Below are 17,191 nucleotides of genomic sequence, written 5' to 3'. Positions count from 1 at the left end.
TGCCGAGCCTGATCACAGACACTGTAAGTGCAATAAAACGTTTGCCGGTGAAGAATTGTTCTCCCAGAAAAAGTCACAGGACTTAACCGTTCCTTAAACAACCACAGGTTACATTACGGAAGTTGCAATAGTACGGTCTCCTGCAGCTTTTGATGGTGATCGATGTGGACGACGACAAAGATACTTTACCGGTTCCGGCTCTCATCAAATGGAGTCTGTTGCGAGACCGGAAAGGGACTTCGGCGGTCGAATTCGCCCTGCTTGCCCCTGTCTTCATCATGCTTTTTCTCGGCATGGCCGCCTATGCCATCTACTTCGGCGCCAGCCATTCCGTCCAGCAACTTGCCGCCGACGCAGCTCGTACTGCGATCGCCGGGCTGAGCGCCACAGAACGCAGCACGCTCGCCACGAATTTCATTCGCCTCAACGCAGCCGGCTATCCCTTCGTCGATCCCAAGAAGGTGACCGTCAACACGCGCGATAGTGCGGCCGACGGCAGTCAGTTCATCGTAGCGGTGCAGTATGACGCAAGCACCCTGCCTATCTGGAAGTTGTTCAAAGGTCTTCCACTGCCTGGCATGACCATTTCCCGTCAATCGACAATCCGTGTCGGGGGCATCTGATGCAATACTACGCGCAGGTACGAAAAAAATTTCTTGAGACGCGATTTTGTTCAAGTATTTCCGGAAACATCGCCGTAATGACTGCGCTGACCATGCCGGTGGCTTTGATTCTTGCAGCAGTCGCCGTCGATGAAGCTTCCCTATACGCGGAAAAGCGCGAGGCACAATCTCTGGTCGACATTGCCGCGATAACGGCGGCCGCCAATCTCTCCAAGGCGGAAACCGCCGTCACCACCACCTTCCGCGACAATGGCGTTGCGGGCGTGGTCGTCGGGAGCGCGGGAACGCAGCCGCCCGTGGGCGCAAACGGCATCAAACCCACGGTCACTGTAACCCCAGGCCGTTATGTCGCCGATGCATCGGCGGCCGTCGGCACGCGCTTTGCCGCAGGCGTTCAGCCCTATAACTCGGTCAAAGTCACCTTCAAGAAAAGCGGCAAACGCTATTTCGGTGGTGCACTCATCGGCGCGCCGACCATCGCAACACAAGCCACCGCCAGCGTCACGCCTCAGGCTGCTTTTTCCATCGGCTCTCGGCTGGCAAGCGTCGACGAAGGGATTTTGAACTCGTTGCTGAGCGGGTTGACCGGCAGCAACCTGTCGTTGAAAGTAATGGACTATAACGCACTCATAAGTGCCGATGTGAGCGTCCTCAGCTTCTTCGATGCGCTTGCGACGAAACTGCAGATCACGGCAGGCACATATACAAACGTGCTCAATGCCAGCGCGACAGTCGGCCAGATCGTGTCTGCAATGGCCTCCATCGACGGCATAGGCGCACAAGCGAAACTTGCCCTTCAGACGATTGCCAGCGGCAGCACCAACCAGACGAAAATCCCGCTTTCCCACCTCTTTGATCTTGGCCCCGTGGGAAACCTTTCTCTGGGTAGCCGTCCAGCTGGATTGACTGCGGCAGCCAGCATTATGGAAATTCTGACAGCCAGCGCGGCGTTGGCAAATGGAAGCAACCAAGCCGGTGTTAATCTTACCTCCAATCTCCTGGACTTGCTCTCAACAGAGTTGAAGCTGGCAATCGGCGAACCTCCCCAATCGTCGCCCTGGTTCAAGATCGGTGAGACCGGCAGCATCGTGCGCACTGCCCAAACGCGCTTGAGGCTTATCGCCGGGGTCAATGTCGGGATAAAAGGCATCCTGGGCGGCGGCATCAGGCTGGCATCGGTTCAACTGCCCCTGCATGTTAAAGTGGCTTATGGGGAAGCCAAGGTGACCGGAATCACTTGCCCGACCGGAAGGCCGGAAAGCATAAAAGTCACGATAGCCGCTCGTCCCGGGATAGCTACGCTGAAAATAGCGGAGACCGACGACGCAGGTTTTGGCAACTTCACCAAGCCGACAAGTTTTCGCGACGCCAAAATCGCGGACGTAGAGGTAAAGCTACTCGTCTTGACCCTTCCGCTGATTGCCGTCACGGGTTCGGCGGGAGTGGATATAGGCAACCTGAATACGAAAACGCTGACTTTCGACTATACCGACATCAAGAATAAGACGATCAAACAAGCTTCAGCAGAGAACTTTACCCAGACCCTGACGCAGTCGCTTATCAACGACCTTAAACTCAAGATCACCGCCCTTGGCCTGCCGATCGACGTCACGGTTCTTTTAGGCGTCGTCAAACAACCGATCCTCAACCTGCTTGGCACCATAACGGCGCCGGTGGACAATGCACTCTATACGCTCCTGACCGCGCTAGGCGTTCATGTCGGCCAGGCGGATATTCGCGTAACGGGCGCTACCTGCGGGAATTCGGTTTTGGTCCAGTAAAGCCTAATCCAACCGCCCGACGAAAGCACCCAGCGCCGGCAGCGAAACGCCGCCTGCGTCAAGGCTTGCTTGCCAACCGGGAAGCTCCAGCGGCGTCACCGCTCCGATTCCCGCCGGCAGTGCCCACACCGCCGGTTTGTCCGCAAAATTGAACACACACACCAGCTTTTCATTGCCCGCCTCGCGCAGGAAAGCCAGCACATCGCCTTCAGCGTCGAGGAATTCGATGCTGCCGCCGGCAAGCGTCGGATGTTCGCGCCGAAAGGCCAGAACGGCGCGGTAGTGCGCCAGCACAGAACCATCTTCTTGCTCCTGAACATCGACTGCCCGTTTGCGATGGCTTTCCGGCACAGGCAGCCAGGGTTTTCCCCGGGAAAAGCCCGCATTCGTTGCGCCGGTCTCCCACACCATCGGCGTGCGGCAGCCATCCCTGCCTTTGAAGCCCGGCCAGAAACGAATGCCATAGGGATCGCGCAGATCCTCGAAGGCGATCTCCGCTTCCTCAAGCCCAAGCTCCTCGCCCTGATAGAGGCAGATCGAGCCGCGCAGGCAGGAAAGAAGCGCGATTGCGAACTTCGCCACGGCATCCGTATCGCCGCCGGGCTTGGTCCAGCGCGAGATGTGGCGGGGGACATCGTGGTTCGAAAAGGCCCAGCAGACCCAGCCGTCCTTCACGGCATTTTCGAAGGCAAGCACGCTCTTCTTCACATGCTCGGCGGAGAATTCAGGGCTGAGCAGGTCGAAGGTGTAGCACATCTGCAATTTGTCGCCGCCGCCGGTATAGGCCGCCACCGTCTGCAGCGAGCGCGTGCCGTCCCCCACCTCGCCGACCGCGGCGCGGCCACCATATTCGTCCAGCAACGCGCGAAAGCGCTTCAGGAATTCCAGGTTCTCCGGCTGCGTCTTGTCATGGAGATGGTCCTGATAGCCATACGGATTGGTGTCGGGGATATCGTTCGCTGCTCCCGGCGGCATCGGCGGATTGTCGCGCAACAGCTTGTCATGGACATAGAAGTTCACCGTATCCAGCCGGAAGCCGTCAACGCCGCGCTTCAGCCAGAAGCGAACCGTTTCCAGAAGGGCCGCCTGCACATCGGGATTGTGGAAATTGAGGTCGGGCTGCGAGGCGAGGAAGTTGTGCAGGTAATATTGCCGGCGCGTCGAATCCCACTCCCAGGCCGGCCCGCCGAAGATCGACAGCCAGTTGTTGGGCGCGGTTCCATCCGGCTTGGCGTCGGCCCAGACATACCAGTCGGCCTTCGGATTGTCGCGGCTGGCACGGCTTTCGACAAACCATGGATGCCTGTCTGACGAATGCGACAGCACCTGATCGATGATGATCTTCAGGCCATGACTGTGCGCCTCGTCGATCAGCGCGTCGAAATCCGCGATGGTGCCAAACATGGGATCGACGGCGCAATAGTCGGAGACGTCGTAGCCCATATCGGCCATCGGCGACTTGAAGAACGGCGACAGCCAGATCGCGTCGACGCCGAGCGAGGCGATGTAGGGGATGCGCTGCGTGATGCCTTTTAGATCGCCGCTGCCGTCGCCGGTCGTGTCCTGAAAGGAGCGCGGATAGACCTGATAGACAACGCAACCGCGCCACCAATCGGTATTGACCGTGCCTGTCATCCGTAACTCCTCTGAAAAAATCTAAGAAACATCGACCTTTATTTCATCGACAAACACCAGCGAGCGCCCGCTGACAAGCAGGCCATTTTCCACAACACGAATATCATTCGATGGAGGCAGCGGGCGCCATTGGAAACCGTCGCGCGCAGGCAGCGAAAATACAGTCGCGCGGCGATCGCCATTGATCAGTATCGAGATGCGGCGTGAAATGCCTTCGCCCTGACCGAGCACCATGGTGAGCCGCTGACGCTCCGGGTCGTTCCAGCTTTGCGCATCCAGTTCCTGCCCGTTTTCCGAAAGCCATTGGACATCGGGAAAGGTTGATTCCGACAGCGGATTTCCCGTCAAGAAACTGACTTCGTGCGAAAACGAGTTCGATCTGCGCAGCGTGGCGAGCGTCGCAGCATAGTCTTCAAGCTCAATGTCACGTCCTGCCCAGTCGAGCCAGGTAATCTCATTATCCTGCGCATAGGCGTTGTTGTTGCCACGCTGGGTGCGGCCGAATTCATCACCAGCCGTCAGCATGATCGTGCCGCGTGAGGCGAAAAGCGTGGCGAGCAGAGCGCGCAAATCGTGCCGACGCTGCTCGATTACCTTCGGATCATCACTCGCACCCTCGACCCCATTGTTCCACGACAAATTCTCGTTGTGGCCGTCGCGGTTCTGTTCGCCATTGGCCTCGTTGTGCTTGCGCTCATAGGCCGTCAGATCGGCCAGTGTCATGCCGTCATGGGCGGCGATGAAATTGACGCTGCGGGTTCTTTTCCCTGCAAAAACATCGGAAGATCCCGCCAGCCGCGTCGCCATCCCACCGATCATGCCGCGATCGCCGCGCCAGAAGCGGCGGACGTCGTCGCGGTATTTGTCGTTCCACTCAAGAAAGGGCGGCTTGAAATTTCCGAGTTGATAGCCGCCTGGCCCGATGTCCCACGGCTCGGCGATCATCACGCGATCAGCCAGCTCGGCGTCTTCGCTCATAGCCTTGAGCAACGGCGCATCGGCGTCAAAGCCGCTTTCCGTCCGTCCGAGAATAGGGGCGAGGTCGAAGCGGAAGCCGTCGACGCCGGAATGGCGGACGAAATGGCGGAGCGTATCCAGCACCATTTCCTGCACGACGGGTCGGTCGCAGGCCAGCGTGTTGCCTGTGCCGGTATCGTTCACCAGCCGGCCATCCGGGCCATGCCGATAGTAGGCCTGATTATCCAGCCCGCGCAGCGACAGCGTCGGGCCAAGCTCGTCGCTCTCGCCGGTGTGGTTGAAGACGAGATCGAGGATGACGCCGATACCGGCCTCGCGCAACGCGGCCACCGTCTCGCGCAGTTCGGCAATGCCACCCGGTGCAAGGCGCGGGTCGAGCGCCATGAAGGTGACGGGATTGTAGCCCCATGCATTGGTGAGCCCGAGCGGCGGCAGGTGGCGCTCGTCGATCCACGCGGTGATTGGCATCAATTCCACCGCGCCGACGCCGAGCTTTTGCAGATGCTTTATGACAGCCGGATGCGCGAGTGCCGCGATCGTGCCGCGCTGTTCCTTAGGGATTTCCGGGTGCAACATGGTGAAGGCGCGCACCGGCACCTCATAGATCAAGCCGCCCGGCTTGAAGAGCGGCGGAGGCGGCGAAATCGGCTTGGGAAGAGCCGTTGCCACGGCCTTCGGCATCAGCGAGGCCGTATCGCCGCCTTCGCCTCGGCGCGCCGAAAGACGCTGGTCGAAGACATAGGGCAGGTCGATGGCAACCGCATAAGGGTCCATCAGCAGCTTGTCGGGATCGAACCACAGGCCTTGCTCCTGCGCATAATCGCCATCGGCGCGAAAGCCGTAGCGCGTGCCGGATTTCAGGCCGGACGCGAAAATCGAATGGACGCCGTCGCCCTGCGATTCAAGCTCGATGCGTTGCAGTTCCCGCGCGCCGTCGTTGTCGAAGATGGACACCCAGACGCGCCGGGCCGCATCCGACCAAACGGAAAAGCGAATGCCGTCCGCGCCTATGTTGGCGCCGAAGCGCGGCGCAGGACGGTTCAAATCCACTGATCGCATCAGGTTATGACGCTCGGCCCCTTGCGCCCCGTATGCGCGCGAATGCCGGCAATATCATCCGCAGCACCGAGCAGATCGGCAAGCGCTTCCTGCGTGTCGAGATCGTGGCGCGCCGGATCGGGCTCATAGCGCTCGACATAAAGCCGCAGCGTTGCCCCCGATGTGCCGGTTCCTGACAGGCGAATTACCGCGCGCGAGCCGCCTTCAAACAGGATGCGGATGCCCTGGTTCTTGCTGACCGAGCCGTCGACCGGATCGTGATAGGCAAAATCGTCGGCCTTCTCGATCTTCAGGCCGCGCACCGTCGTTCCGGGCAGGCTCGCCAGCTTGGCGCGCAGCTCATCCACCAGCGCGTTGGCCTTGTCGGACTCGACCTCTTCGTAATCGTGGCGCGAATAATAGTTCCGGCCATAGGTCGCCCAATGTTTTGTGGCGATCTCCTTGGCGCTCTCGCTACGCACCGCCAGAATGTTCAGCCACAGCAGGACCGCCCAAAGCCCGTCCTTTTCGCGGACGTGATCGGAGCCGGTGCCGGCACTTTCCTCGCCGCAGATCGTCGCCATGCCGGCATCGAGCAAATTGCCGAAGAACTTCCAGCCGGTCGGCGTCTCATACATGCCGACGCCGAGCTTTTCGGCGACGCGGTCGGCCGCACCGCTGGTCGGCATGGAACGCGCGATGCCTTTGAGGCCAGCCTTGTAGCCCGGCGTCAGATGCGCATTGGCCGCCAGCATGGCGAGCGAGTCCGACGGCGTGATGAAAATGCCCTTGCCGATGATCAGGTTGCGGTCGCCGTCGCCATCGGAGGCCGCGCCGAAATCGGGCGCTTCAGGCCCCATCATCTCGTCATAGAGATGCTTAGCGTGAACGAGATTGGGGTCCGGATGATGCCCGCCGAAATCCGGCAGCGGGTGATAGTTGCGCGCGGTGTGGTCGGGCGCGCCGAGGCGCTTTTCCAGTATTTCCTTGGCGTAGGGTCCGGTCACGGCATGCATGGCGTCGAAGCGCACGCGGAAGCCGGACTTGAACAGTCTGCGGATCGCATCGAAATCGAACAGGGTTTCCATCAGTTCGGCATAGTCGGCGACGGGATCGATGACCTCGACCGTCATGCCGGCCGCATCAGACTTGCCGATCGTGTCGATATCCACCTTGCCGATATCGGCGATCAGGAAGCGCGAGATCGTCTTCGACTTCTCAAAGATCGCGTCGGTGATCTTTTCCGGCGCCGGGCCGCCATTGCCGGTATTGTATTTGATGCCGAAATCTTCGTGCGGGCCGCCGGGATTGTGGCTGGCCGACAGGATCAAGCCACCGAACGCCTTGTATTTGCGAATGACGTGAGATGCCGCCGGCGTCGACAGGATGCCACCCTGCCCGACCATGACCTTGCCGAAGCCGTTGGCGGCAGCCATGGCGATCGCTGTCTGGATGACCTCGCGGTTGAAGTAGCGGCCGTCGCCGCCGATCACCAGCGTCTTGCCCTCAAAGCCTTCCAGCGAATCGAACACCGACTGGATGAAGTTCTCGGCATAGTGCGGCTGCTGGAACACCGGCACTTTCTTGCGCAGGCCGGAGGTTCCCGGCTTCTGGTCGGCGAATGGTTTTGTCGCGACAGTTGTCATGCGTCAGGCAGTCCTTTTGGAAGTCAAAGATCGATAGAGCTGAACGTATTTTTGCGCGCTTCGATCCCAGGAAACATCGGCTTTCATGCCCTGCCGCTGGATCGAGGACCAGAGCGCGGGCTCGGCATAGGTCGCCACCGCGCGGCGAATGGCATGGCGGAACGCATCGCCGCTTTCCGGCTCGAACAGGAAGCCTGTGGCCACGCCTGCCGAAAGTGCAGCCTCATTGGCGTCGACGATCGTGTCGGCAAGCCCGCCGGTGCGCGCAACGATCGGCACGCAGCCATAGCGCAGGCCGTAAAGCTGCGTCAGTCCGCATGGCTCGAAGCGCGACGGGATGAGGATTGCATCGCAGCCGCCCTGCATCAGATGCGACAGCCCTTCGTCATAGCCGACAACGACGCCGACCCGCCCGCGATGGCGCGCGGCACCGGCCAAAAGCGCGCCCTCGAGCCCCTGGTCACCCGAGCCGAGCACGGCAAGCCGCGCCCCGGAGGCGACAAGATCGTCCAGGCTCGACATCAGCACGTCCATGCCTTTTTGCCAGGTCAGCCGGCTGACCACGCAGAGGATCGGACTGTTGTCGTGATCGAGGTTGAAGCGTTCTTCCACGGCGCGCTTGTTGGCAGCGCGACCCTTCAGCGTTTTCGCGGTATAGGTCGCGGTAAGATGATGGTCCGTCGCCGGATTCCAGATGTCGGTGTCGATGCCGTTGACGATGCCGTGCAGGTCGCCGGCGCGCAGATTGATCAGCCCGTCCAGCCCCATGCCAAAGGCCGGAGAGCGGATTTCCTGGGCATAGGTCGGGCTGACCGTGGTGACGGCCCATGCCGCCTGAAGACCCGCCTTGAGGAAGCCGACGCCGCCATAATATTCGACGCCGTCGAGCGACATGGCGTTGGCCGGCAGACCAAGCTGCGGAAAGATCGACGCCGCAAAGCTGCCTTGAAAGGCGAGGTTGTGGACGGTGATAACCGAAGGCACGGCATTCGCCTTGCCATAGCGCATATAGGCCAGCGTCATCGCCGACTGCCAGTCATGGGCATGCACGATATCCGGCGCGTAGCCTGAAATCGCACCGGCGGCGATGTCGGCGCCGACCTGGCTGAGTGCCGCGAACCGCCGCCAGTTGTCCGGCCAGTCCGCGCCGGTCGCGTCGCCATAGGGGCCGCCGACACGGTCGAAGAGATGCGGCGCGTCCAGCACGAGCAGATCGAGCCCCAGAATAGTCGCGGCATGCACCGAAGCCTTGCCGCCATGCAGATCCGGATAGGCCAGCAGTGCCTTTTTCTTCTTGAAGGTGCCCATCACCGCCGGATAGCCGGGCACCAGCGTGCGCATGGCAACGCCCTGCTCGGCCAGCGCCAGCGGCAGTGCGCCCGTCACGTCGGCAAGCCCGCCGGTCTTGACCAGCGGAAAAATCTCCGGCGTGACGGAAAGCACCTGCATGCGAATACCCTAGGTTTCGAGCCTGTCGATCATGTCCTGCGTGATCAGGCAAATGCCTTTTTCCGACACTCTGAAACGTTTTGCGTCAAGCACCGGATCCTCGCCAACGACGAGCCCTTCGGGAATTTCCACACCGTGATCCAGCACGACCCGCTTCAGATGCGCATTTCTGCCAACCTTGCAGTCGGGCAGCATCACCACATCGTCTAGCGTGGAATAGGAACTGATCCGGGCGCCGGTAAAAATGAGGCTTCGGCGCAGCGTCGCCCCTGATACGATGCAATCGCCCGAGATCAGCGATGATATCGCCGAACCACGCCGGCCATCCTCGTCATGCACGAATTTTGCCGGTGGTTTCAACTCAGCGTAGGTCCAGATCGGCCAGTCGCGATCGTAGAGATCGAGTTCGGGCGTGATGTCGGTCAGGTCGATATTGGCTTCCCAATAGGCATCGATGGTTCCGACATCGCGCCAGTAGGCGCCCGTTTCGGCCGACGACCGGACGCAGGATTTGCCGAAGCGGTGCGCGACCGCCTTACCGTGCTGGACGATATAGGGAATGATGTCCTTGCCGAAGTCGCGGCTGGAATCTGGGTCGCTTGCATCGCGCCGCAGCTGATCCATCAGGAACTTCGTCTTGAAGACATAAATGCCCATGGAGGCGAGCGCGAAATCCGGCTTGTCGGGAATGCCAGGCGGGTCGGCCGGCTTTTCGATGAAGGAGATGATGTTGTCCTTCTCGTCGACATGCATGACGCCGAAGCCGACCGCCTCCATGCGCGGCACCTCGAGGCAGCCAATGGTCACGTCGGCCTTGGCGTCGACATGCTGGCGCAGCATCAGCTCGTAATCCATCTTGTAGATGTGGTCGCCGGCCAGGATGACCATATATTCCGGCCCGTAGGGCTCGATGATATCGATGTTCTGGTAGACCGCGTCGGCCGTCCCCTCATACCACTGGGTTTCCGAAACGCGCTGGCTGGCCGGCAGGATATCGAAGCTTTCGTTTCGCTCCGGCCGAAAGAAGTTCCAGCCGCGCTGCAGATGCCTAATCAGCGAATGCGCCTTGTATTGCGTGGCAACGCCGATGCGGCGGATGCCCGAATTCAGCGCATTGGAGAGCGCGAAATCTATGATGCGCGTCTTGCCGCCGAAATAGACCGCGGGCTTTGCCCTTCGGTCGGTCAGCTCTTTCAGCCGGCTGCCCCTGCCGCCGGCCAGCACATAGGCCATGGCATCGCGCGCCAGCGGTTGAGGTCTTTTCGTATCCATGGCAACCCTCCCAAGTCACTAGTCTAGAACAAGCTCAAGCATGACTGTCGCAAGCGGCGGCAGAAGCATCGTGGCGTGAACCACGCCGTCGTTGCTGGCAACGGCATCGACCATGCCGCCATTGCCCTTGCCCGAACCGCCATATTCAGATGCGTCGGTGTTCATCACCTCGCGCCACTTTCCAGCTGTCGGCAGCGGCACGCGGTAATCATCGCGCGCGACCGGCGTGAAATTGGTGATGACGGCGATCGGGGCGCCGCCGGGTGCGCTGCGCAGCCAGGCGAATACCGAATTGGCGCTGTCGTCTGCGATCAGCCAGGAAAAGCCTTCCGGCTCGCAGTCGCGCGCATGCAGTGCCGGCCGTGAACGATAGAGGTAATTGAGGTCGCGAATGAGCTGGCGCACGCGGCGATGCGGAAGATGGTCGAGCAGGTTCCAGTCGAGCTGGCGCTCCTCGCTCCACTCATCGCGCTGGGCGAATTCCTGCCCCATGAACAACAGCTTCTTGCCGGGATAGCCCCACATGAAGGCGTAGTAGGCGCGCAGGGTCGCGAATTTCTGCCAGTCGTCGCCAGCCATCTTGGTCAGCAGCGTGCCCTTGCCGTGCACGACTTCGTCATGCGACAGCGGCAGCACGAAATTCTCGCTGAAGGCATAGACCAGCCCGAAGGTGATCTCGCCGTGGTGGTGCTTACGGTGGACCGGCTCCTTGGAAAGATACTCCAGCGTATCGTTCATGAAGCCCATGTTCCATTTGAAGCCGAAGCCAAGCCCGCCTTCATGCACCGGCTGCGAAACCTTCGGCCAGGAGGTCGATTCCTCGGCAATGGTAATGACGCCGGGATGCGTTCCATAGACCGCGATGTTCATTTTCTGAAGGAAGCTGACGGCCTCCAGATTCTCGCGCCCGCCACGCTCGTTGGGTATCCACTCGCCAGCCTTGCGCGAATAGTCGAGGTAGAGCATCGAAGCGACTGCATCGACGCGCAGCCCGTCGAGATGGTATTTTTCGGCCCAGAACAGCGCGTTGTTGACCAGGTAGGAAACGACCTCGCGGCGGCCGAAATTATAGATCGCCGTGTTCCAGTCCGGGTGAAAGCCCTTGCGCGGATCGGCGTGCTCGTAGAGCGCCGTGCCATCGAAATGCGCCAGCCCATGCGCGTCGACCGGAAAATGCGCCGGCACCCAGTCGAGGATGACGCCAACGCCGGCACGATGCGCGCCATCGACAAAGCGGGCAAAGCCTTCGGGATCGCCGAAGCGCGCCGTCGGCGCGTAGAGCCCGGTCGTCTGGTATCCCCATGACGGATCGTAGGGATGCTCGGTGATCGGCATGAATTCGATATGGGTAAAGCCGGTGTCGACGACATAGGGGATCAGGCGGTCGGCAAGCTCGTCCCAAGACAGGAACGTGCCGTCATCACGGCGCTGCCACGAGCCGGCATGCACCTCGTAGATCGAGATCGGCTCGCGGCGCGGATCGACATTGCGCCAGTGCTTCCTGTGCGCCTCGTCGCCCCATTCATGGGCAAGCGGCGCGGCGGTAACGGAGGCTGTCGCCGGGCGCAGTTCCGAGCGGAAGGCGAAGGGATCCGCCTTCAGGGGCAGGTTTTCGCCCTTCGGGCCGATGATCTCGAATTTGTAGGAACGCCCGGCCTCGATATCGGGAATGAAAATCTCCCAGATGCCGATGTCCTGACGCAGCCGCATGGCGTGGCGGCGGCCGTCCCATTCGTTGAAATCGCCGACAACCGAGACGCGCCTGGCGTTCGGCGCCCAGACGGCGAAATGCACGCCCGACGCCCCTTCGTGCCACAGAAGATGCGCGCCGAGCTTGTCGAAGAGCCTGAGATGCGAGCCCTCGGCGATGAAATAATCGTCCATCGGCCCCAGCACCGGACCGAATGTGTAGGGATCGGTCAGCCACCACTCGCCGCCGGCATTGCGGGCGCGGTATTTCAGCGGCTGGCGCTTGCGGATGGAGAGCTTGCCTTCGAAGAAGCCGCCATCGTGCCGGCGGGTCAGTTCGCCGACCTCCTTGCCGGCCAGCGTGAAGGCGGTGACGAATTCGGCATGGGGCACGAAGCAGCGGGCGGCAAAACCCTTTTCCGCTTCCTGTATGCCGAGAACGGCGAAGGGATTTCCATGAGTGCCGGCCACGATCGCCGCGACATCGCTGTCCGAGGCAGTACCGGGCAGCTTATTCGTCGCGGCTTTGGCGCGCGGCTTGTTCATGTTCTCAGGTTCCCTCCCACTGCTCTTCCGGCAGCTTCATGCAATCACATCATGCAGGCACGTTCCAGATTTCATTGGCGTATTGGCGAATGGTGCGGTCGGACGAGAACCAGCCCATCCGCGCGACATTGTGGATTGCCTTGGCGTGCCATTCCGGGCTGTTGCGCCAGACGGCATCGACCTGCCGCTGCGCTGCCGCATAGGCGTCGAAATCGGCGGCGACCATGAACCAGTCGTGATCGTAAAGGCCGGACATCAGCTCGCGGTAACGGTTCGGATCGTCGGGCGAAAACACGCCAGACGAGATCGCGGCCAGCGCCTGCGACAGTTCCGGCGAGGATTCGATCACGGCGCGCGGGTTGTAGCCTTCGGCGCGGCGCTCGGCGACCTCTTCGGTCGTCAGGCCGAAGATGAAGATGTTGTCGTCGCCGACCTGTTCCTTGATCTCGACATTGGCGCCGTCGAGCGTACCGATGGTCAGCGCGCCATTCAGCGCGAACTTCATATTGCCGGTGCCCGACGCTTCCATGCCGGCAGTGGAAATCTGCTCGGAAAGGTCGGCTGCCGGCATCATGATCTCGGCCGTGCTGACATTGTAGTTCGGCACGAACACGATCTTCAGCAGCCCGCCCACCGCCGGATCGCGGTTTATGACCTTGGCGACGTCATTGGCCAGTTTGATGATCAGCTTGGCGTTGTGATAGCTGGGCGCAGCCTTGCCACCGAAGAATTTTACGCGCGGCATCCAGTCCCGTTCAGGATGCGAACGGATCTGATCGTAGAGCGCGACCGCCTCGATGATATTCAGGAGCTGGCGCTTGTATTCATGGATGCGCTTGATCTGGATATCGAACATGGCCGAGGGATCGACCTTTATCCCCTGCCGCTCCAGGACCAGAGAAGCGAGGCGCTCCTTGTTGGCGCGCTTCACGCCGGCGAATTTTTCGCGGAACGATGCATCATCGGCCAGCGTATCGAGGTCCTTCAGCGCGTTGATATCGTCGAGGAACCTGTCGCCGATCGCCTCGCGTATCAGCCCCGTCAGCCCCGGATTGCACTGGATGAGCCAGCGGCGCGGCGTGATGCCGTTGGTCTTGTTGTTGATGCGGTCCGGGTAAAGCTGGTGAAGGTCGGCAAACACCGTTTCCTTCATCAGTTCGGTATGCAGCGCCGATACGCCGTTGATCGAATGCGAACCGGCGAAAGCCAGATTGCCCATGCGCACGCGGCGCTCGCCATTCTCCTCGATCAGCGAGATGCGGCTGATCTGCTCGCCGTCGAAATCCGCTTTCGCCCGCGCTTCCAGCAGGATCTGTGCGTTGATGGCGTAGACGATCTGCATGTGGCGCGGCAGCAGGCGCTCGAACAGCGGCACCGGCCAGCTTTCCAGTGCCTCGGGCAGCAGTGTGTGGTTGGTGTAGGCGAAAGTGCGCTTGGTGATGTCCCAAGCCGCGTCGAAATCGATGCCGTGAACGTCCATCAGAAGCCGCAGCAGTTCGGCAACGGCGACCGCCGGGTGCGTGTCGTTCAGATGGATCGCCGCCTTATCGGGCAGAGAATGCAATTCGCCATACTGGCTGAGATGGCGCTGGATGATGTCCTGCAGCGAGGCGGTCGAGAAGAAATACTCCTGCCGCAGCCGCAATTCCTGACCGGCCGGGCTGGAGTCTGCGGGATAGAGCACGCGCGACAGCGCATCCGCCTTGTTGCTCTCGCGCAGTGCGCCGATATGGTCGCCGGCGTTGAACGTGTCGAGCAGGATCGGATCGACCGGCATGCCCGACCAGAGCCTCAGCGTATTGACGCGATTTCCGCGCCAGCCAACCACGGGCGTGTCGTAGGCGACAGCCAGAATACGTTCCTGCGGGCGCCAGACGTGGCGCTCCAACCGGCCATCCTTGGTGGTGATGGATTCGACTGTGCCGCCGAAACCGACCTCGAAGGAGCGTTCGCGGCGCTCGAATTCCCAGGGATTGCCGTGGTCGAGCCAGGTTTCGGGCAACTCGACCTGCCAGCCGTCGTGGATTTCCTGACGGAACATGCCGTTGACATAGCGGATGCCATAGCCGTGCGCCGGAACGTCCACCGTCGCCATGCTTTCCATGAAGCAGGCGGCAAGCCGGCCAAGACCGCCATTGCCGAGTGCCGCGTCAGGCTCCAGCGCCGAGATGACATCGAGTTCGACACCCAGCGAGCCAAGCGCATCGCGCATGCTCTCCATCATGCCGAGATTGGTGAAGGCATCACGCATGAGCCTGCCGATCAGGAACTCGAGCGACAGGTAATAGACGCGCTTGGCGCCCTCGTCATAGGCTTCCTTGGTCGCCTTGACCCAATGATCGATGATGCGATCGCGCACGACCAGAATGGAAGCGGTGAGCCAGTCGAATTGCGTCGCAACCGACCCGTCCTTGCCGACCCTGTATCGCAGGGCTTTGACTATCTCTGCGGCAAGAGCCTTGGGGTCCGGATTTTCCAAAATTGGCCGTGGAAGCTCGGATGTGGATGCAAGCGTCATATCGCCTCTAGAGCGTTATCGGTAGCCCGTCTTTACGGCAGGGTCCCAGCATCCTCCCGCAATCAATCTAGTCGATCCGTCAGGATTTTCAATCGATTCAAAGCCCCGCGCGGATTTTACGCAGCCAGCGCTTCTTCCGGCGGTGCTTTTGCCCCGGTCATGAAGGCCACCGCGTCCGACATCGTATAATCCTTGGGATTTATGACGCAGAGACGACGGCCGAGCCGGTGAATGTGGATGCGATCTGCCACCTCGAACACATGCGGCATGTTGTGCGAGATGAGCACGATCGGGATGCCGCGCCGCTTCACGTCGAGGATAAGTTCCAGCACGCGCCGCGATTCCTTGACGCCAAGTGCGGCCGTCGGCTCATCCAGGATGATGACCTTGGAGCCGAATGCGGCCGCCCGCGCCACGGCAACGCCCTGACGCTGGCCGCCGGAGAGCGTTTCCACCGCCTGGCCGATGTTCTGGATCGTCATCAAGCCGAGTTCCGTCAGCTTGTCGCGGGCGCGCTTTTCCATCGCCGGCCGGTCGAGCATGCGCAGCCACTGGCCCATGAAACCCTGCTTGCGGATCTCTCGGCCCAGAAACATGTTGTCGGCGATCGACAGCGCCGGCGAAAGCGCAAGGTTCTGGTAGACGGTCTCGATGCCGGCATCGCGCGCCTCCATCGGCGACTTGAAGGCGATTTGCTTGCCTTCGAGCCGTATCTCGCCTTCGTCCGGGTTCACGGCACCGGATATCGCCTTGATCAGCGAGGACTTGCCGGCACCGTTGTCGCCGATCACGGCAAGAATCTCGCCGGGATAGAGGTCGAAATCGGCCTGGTTGAGCGCGGTCACGCGGCCATAGCGCTTGACCAGTCCGCGGGCGGTGAGAAGCGGTTGAGTGGCCATGTTAACCCGATACCTTCCTGATCCATTGATCGATGCCGACAGCGCCGATAATCAGCATGCCGGTCAGCAGGACTTTCCATTGCGGGTCCGCGCCGAGCATGTTGAGGCCCATGGACACAACGCCGACGATCATCGCGCCGAACAACGTGCCGAGAATGGAGCCGCGCCCGCCGAACAGGGAGATGCCGCCGATCACCGTCGCGGTGATCGCCTGCAGATTGTAGTCGGTCACGGCGGCCGAGGGCGATATGGAGCCGTTGCGGCCGATGGAGACCCAGGCGGCAAACGCTGCGATCAAGCCTGCCAGCGCATAGACCGCCATGAGAACCTTCTTGGTCTGGATGCCCGAAAGCTTCGCTGCCTCCGGATCATCGCCGACCGCATAGACATGCCGTCCCCACGCCGTGTGGTTCAGCACGTACCAGAGCACCAGAACCAGAACCACCATCGCGATCACGCCAAGCGTCAGAACCGCCGTCCCGACTTTGAAGTTCACGCCAAAAAGGTGAAGCAGCGGAGCCTGCGCGGCCACATCCGCGTCGCGGATCGTCTGATTGGCCGAATAGATGAAATTCGTGGCCATCACGATATTCCAGGTGCCGAGCGTGACGATGAATGGCGGCAGTTTCATATAGGCGACGAGCGCGCCGTTCAGCAGGCCGCAGAGCGTCCCTACGCCGAGGCCGATCGCCACTGCGATCGGTGTCGGAAGCCCGTAGGTCACCGCGCAATTGCCCATGACCACGGCGGAGAAAACCATGATGACACCGATCGACAGGTCGATGCCGGCAGTCAGGATCACCAGCGTCTGCGCCGCACCCAATATGCCGACGATCGCGATCTGCTGGAGGATGAGCGTGAGCGTGTAGGACGAAAAGAAGCGTCCGCCTATCGCGATGCCGAAAATGGCGATGGACAGGATGAGAACGATCAGCGGCACTGCCGCCGGCGTCGAATGCAGAAAATGCTGGATGCGCTTCAGCACCGAAACGCCATGGTCCTCGAACGCGGCGACATTGGTGTCGCTGTCCGAGAGAACCTTCTCGAATTCCTGGGCTTGAGCCATTTTTCCTCCCACCTGCGTCATGACGTGCTGCGCAGGAGTTGTCGCTAGGCG

The 17,191-nt window shown here is 61.1% G+C and carries 11 protein-coding genes; 2 read left to right on the top strand and 9 right to left on the bottom strand.

The features are described from left to right. Positions 1-152: 152 nt before the first annotated feature. Complete coding sequence (locus G6N74_RS05675; protein ID WP_165115237.1) at positions 153-623, top strand: TadE/TadG family type IV pilus assembly protein; 471 nt, start codon at positions 153-155, stop codon at positions 621-623. Beyond that, complete coding sequence (locus G6N74_RS05670) at positions 623-2,404, top strand: TadG family pilus assembly protein (RefSeq protein ID WP_165115235.1); 1,782 nt, start codon at positions 623-625, stop codon at positions 2,402-2,404. Before G6N74_RS05675 ends, G6N74_RS05670 begins: the two co-directional genes overlap by 1 nt. 3 nt (positions 2,405-2,407) lie before the next feature. Here the strand turns inward: G6N74_RS05670 and bglA are convergent, their stop codons facing one another. The 9 genes from bglA to G6N74_RS05625 form a co-directional block, all read right to left on the bottom strand. Continuing rightward, entirely contained in the window at positions 2,408-4,039 is a 1,632-nt protein-coding gene (gene bglA / locus G6N74_RS05665; protein WP_165115233.1) for a beta-galactosidase BglA, read from the bottom strand. 21 nt (positions 4,040-4,060) lie between these two features. Continuing rightward, the gene (gene glgX, locus G6N74_RS05660; RefSeq protein ID WP_165115690.1) at positions 4,061-6,061 is read right to left on the bottom strand and encodes a glycogen debranching protein GlgX; all 2,001 of its coding nucleotides are present in this window, start codon (positions 6,059-6,061) and stop codon (positions 4,061-4,063) included. Between the two features lie 14 nt (positions 6,062-6,075). Further along, a complete protein-coding gene (locus tag G6N74_RS05655) occupies positions 6,076-7,701 on the bottom strand; it encodes an alpha-D-glucose phosphate-specific phosphoglucomutase (protein ID WP_165115231.1) in 1,626 nt (541 codons plus the stop codon). Positions 7,702-7,704: 3 nt separating this feature from the next. Next, entirely contained in the window at positions 7,705-9,150 is a 1,446-nt protein-coding gene (glgA, locus tag G6N74_RS05650; RefSeq protein ID WP_165115229.1) for a glycogen synthase GlgA, read from the bottom strand. 9 nt (positions 9,151-9,159) lie between these two features. Further along, on the bottom strand, positions 9,160-10,422 hold the full coding sequence (gene glgC / locus G6N74_RS05645) for a glucose-1-phosphate adenylyltransferase (RefSeq protein WP_165115227.1): 1,263 nt from the start codon (positions 10,420-10,422) through the stop codon (positions 9,160-9,162). An 18-nt stretch (positions 10,423-10,440) separates the two neighbouring features. Next, complete coding sequence (glgB, locus tag G6N74_RS05640) at positions 10,441-12,657, bottom strand: 1,4-alpha-glucan branching protein GlgB (protein WP_165115225.1); 2,217 nt, start codon at positions 12,655-12,657, stop codon at positions 10,441-10,443. Between the two features lie 49 nt (positions 12,658-12,706). After that, positions 12,707-15,175 carry a glycogen/starch/alpha-glucan phosphorylase gene (locus G6N74_RS05635; RefSeq protein WP_165115223.1) on the bottom strand — a complete coding sequence of 823 codons (2,469 nt, stop codon included), beginning with the start codon at positions 15,173-15,175 and terminating at the stop codon, positions 12,707-12,709. Between the two features lie 116 nt (positions 15,176-15,291). After that, positions 15,292-16,074, bottom strand: coding sequence for an ATP-binding cassette domain-containing protein (locus G6N74_RS05630; protein ID WP_165115221.1), 783 nt, complete (start codon positions 16,072-16,074; stop codon positions 15,292-15,294). Between the two features lies 1 nt (position 16,075). Continuing rightward, a complete protein-coding gene (locus G6N74_RS05625) occupies positions 16,076-17,140 on the bottom strand; it encodes an ABC transporter permease (protein WP_165115219.1) in 1,065 nt (354 codons plus the stop codon). Positions 17,141-17,191: the final 51 nt, after the last annotated feature.

It is taken from the genome of Mesorhizobium zhangyense (assembly GCF_011045115.1).
Taxonomy (GTDB): domain Bacteria; phylum Pseudomonadota; class Alphaproteobacteria; order Rhizobiales; family Rhizobiaceae; genus Mesorhizobium_M; species Mesorhizobium_M zhangyense.
This window is presented reverse-complemented; position numbering and strand designations above follow the sequence as displayed.

Coding starts and splice junctions, on each gene's coding strand:
- G6N74_RS05635 (WP_165115223.1), bottom strand. CDS start 15,175: ATGACGCTTGCATCCACATCCGAGCTTCCACGGCCAATTTTGGAAAAT.
- bglA (WP_165115233.1), bottom strand. CDS start 4,039: ATGACAGGCACGGTCAATACCGATTGGTGGCGCGGTTGCGTTGTCTAT.
- G6N74_RS05670 (WP_165115235.1), top strand. CDS start 623: ATGCAATACTACGCGCAGGTACGAAAAAAATTTCTTGAGACGCGATTT.
- glgA (WP_165115229.1), bottom strand. CDS start 9,150: ATGCAGGTGCTTTCCGTCACGCCGGAGATTTTTCCGCTGGTCAAGACC.
- glgC (WP_165115227.1), bottom strand. CDS start 10,422: ATGGATACGAAAAGACCTCAACCGCTGGCGCGCGATGCCATGGCCTAT.
- G6N74_RS05675 (WP_165115237.1), top strand. CDS start 153: ATGGTGATCGATGTGGACGACGACAAAGATACTTTACCGGTTCCGGCT.
- glgB (WP_165115225.1), bottom strand. CDS start 12,657: ATGAACAAGCCGCGCGCCAAAGCCGCGACGAATAAGCTGCCCGGTACT.
- G6N74_RS05625 (WP_165115219.1), bottom strand. CDS start 17,140: ATGGCTCAAGCCCAGGAATTCGAGAAGGTTCTCTCGGACAGCGACACC.
- G6N74_RS05655 (WP_165115231.1), bottom strand. CDS start 7,701: ATGACAACTGTCGCGACAAAACCATTCGCCGACCAGAAGCCGGGAACC.
- G6N74_RS05630 (WP_165115221.1), bottom strand. CDS start 16,074: ATGGCCACTCAACCGCTTCTCACCGCCCGCGGACTGGTCAAGCGCTAT.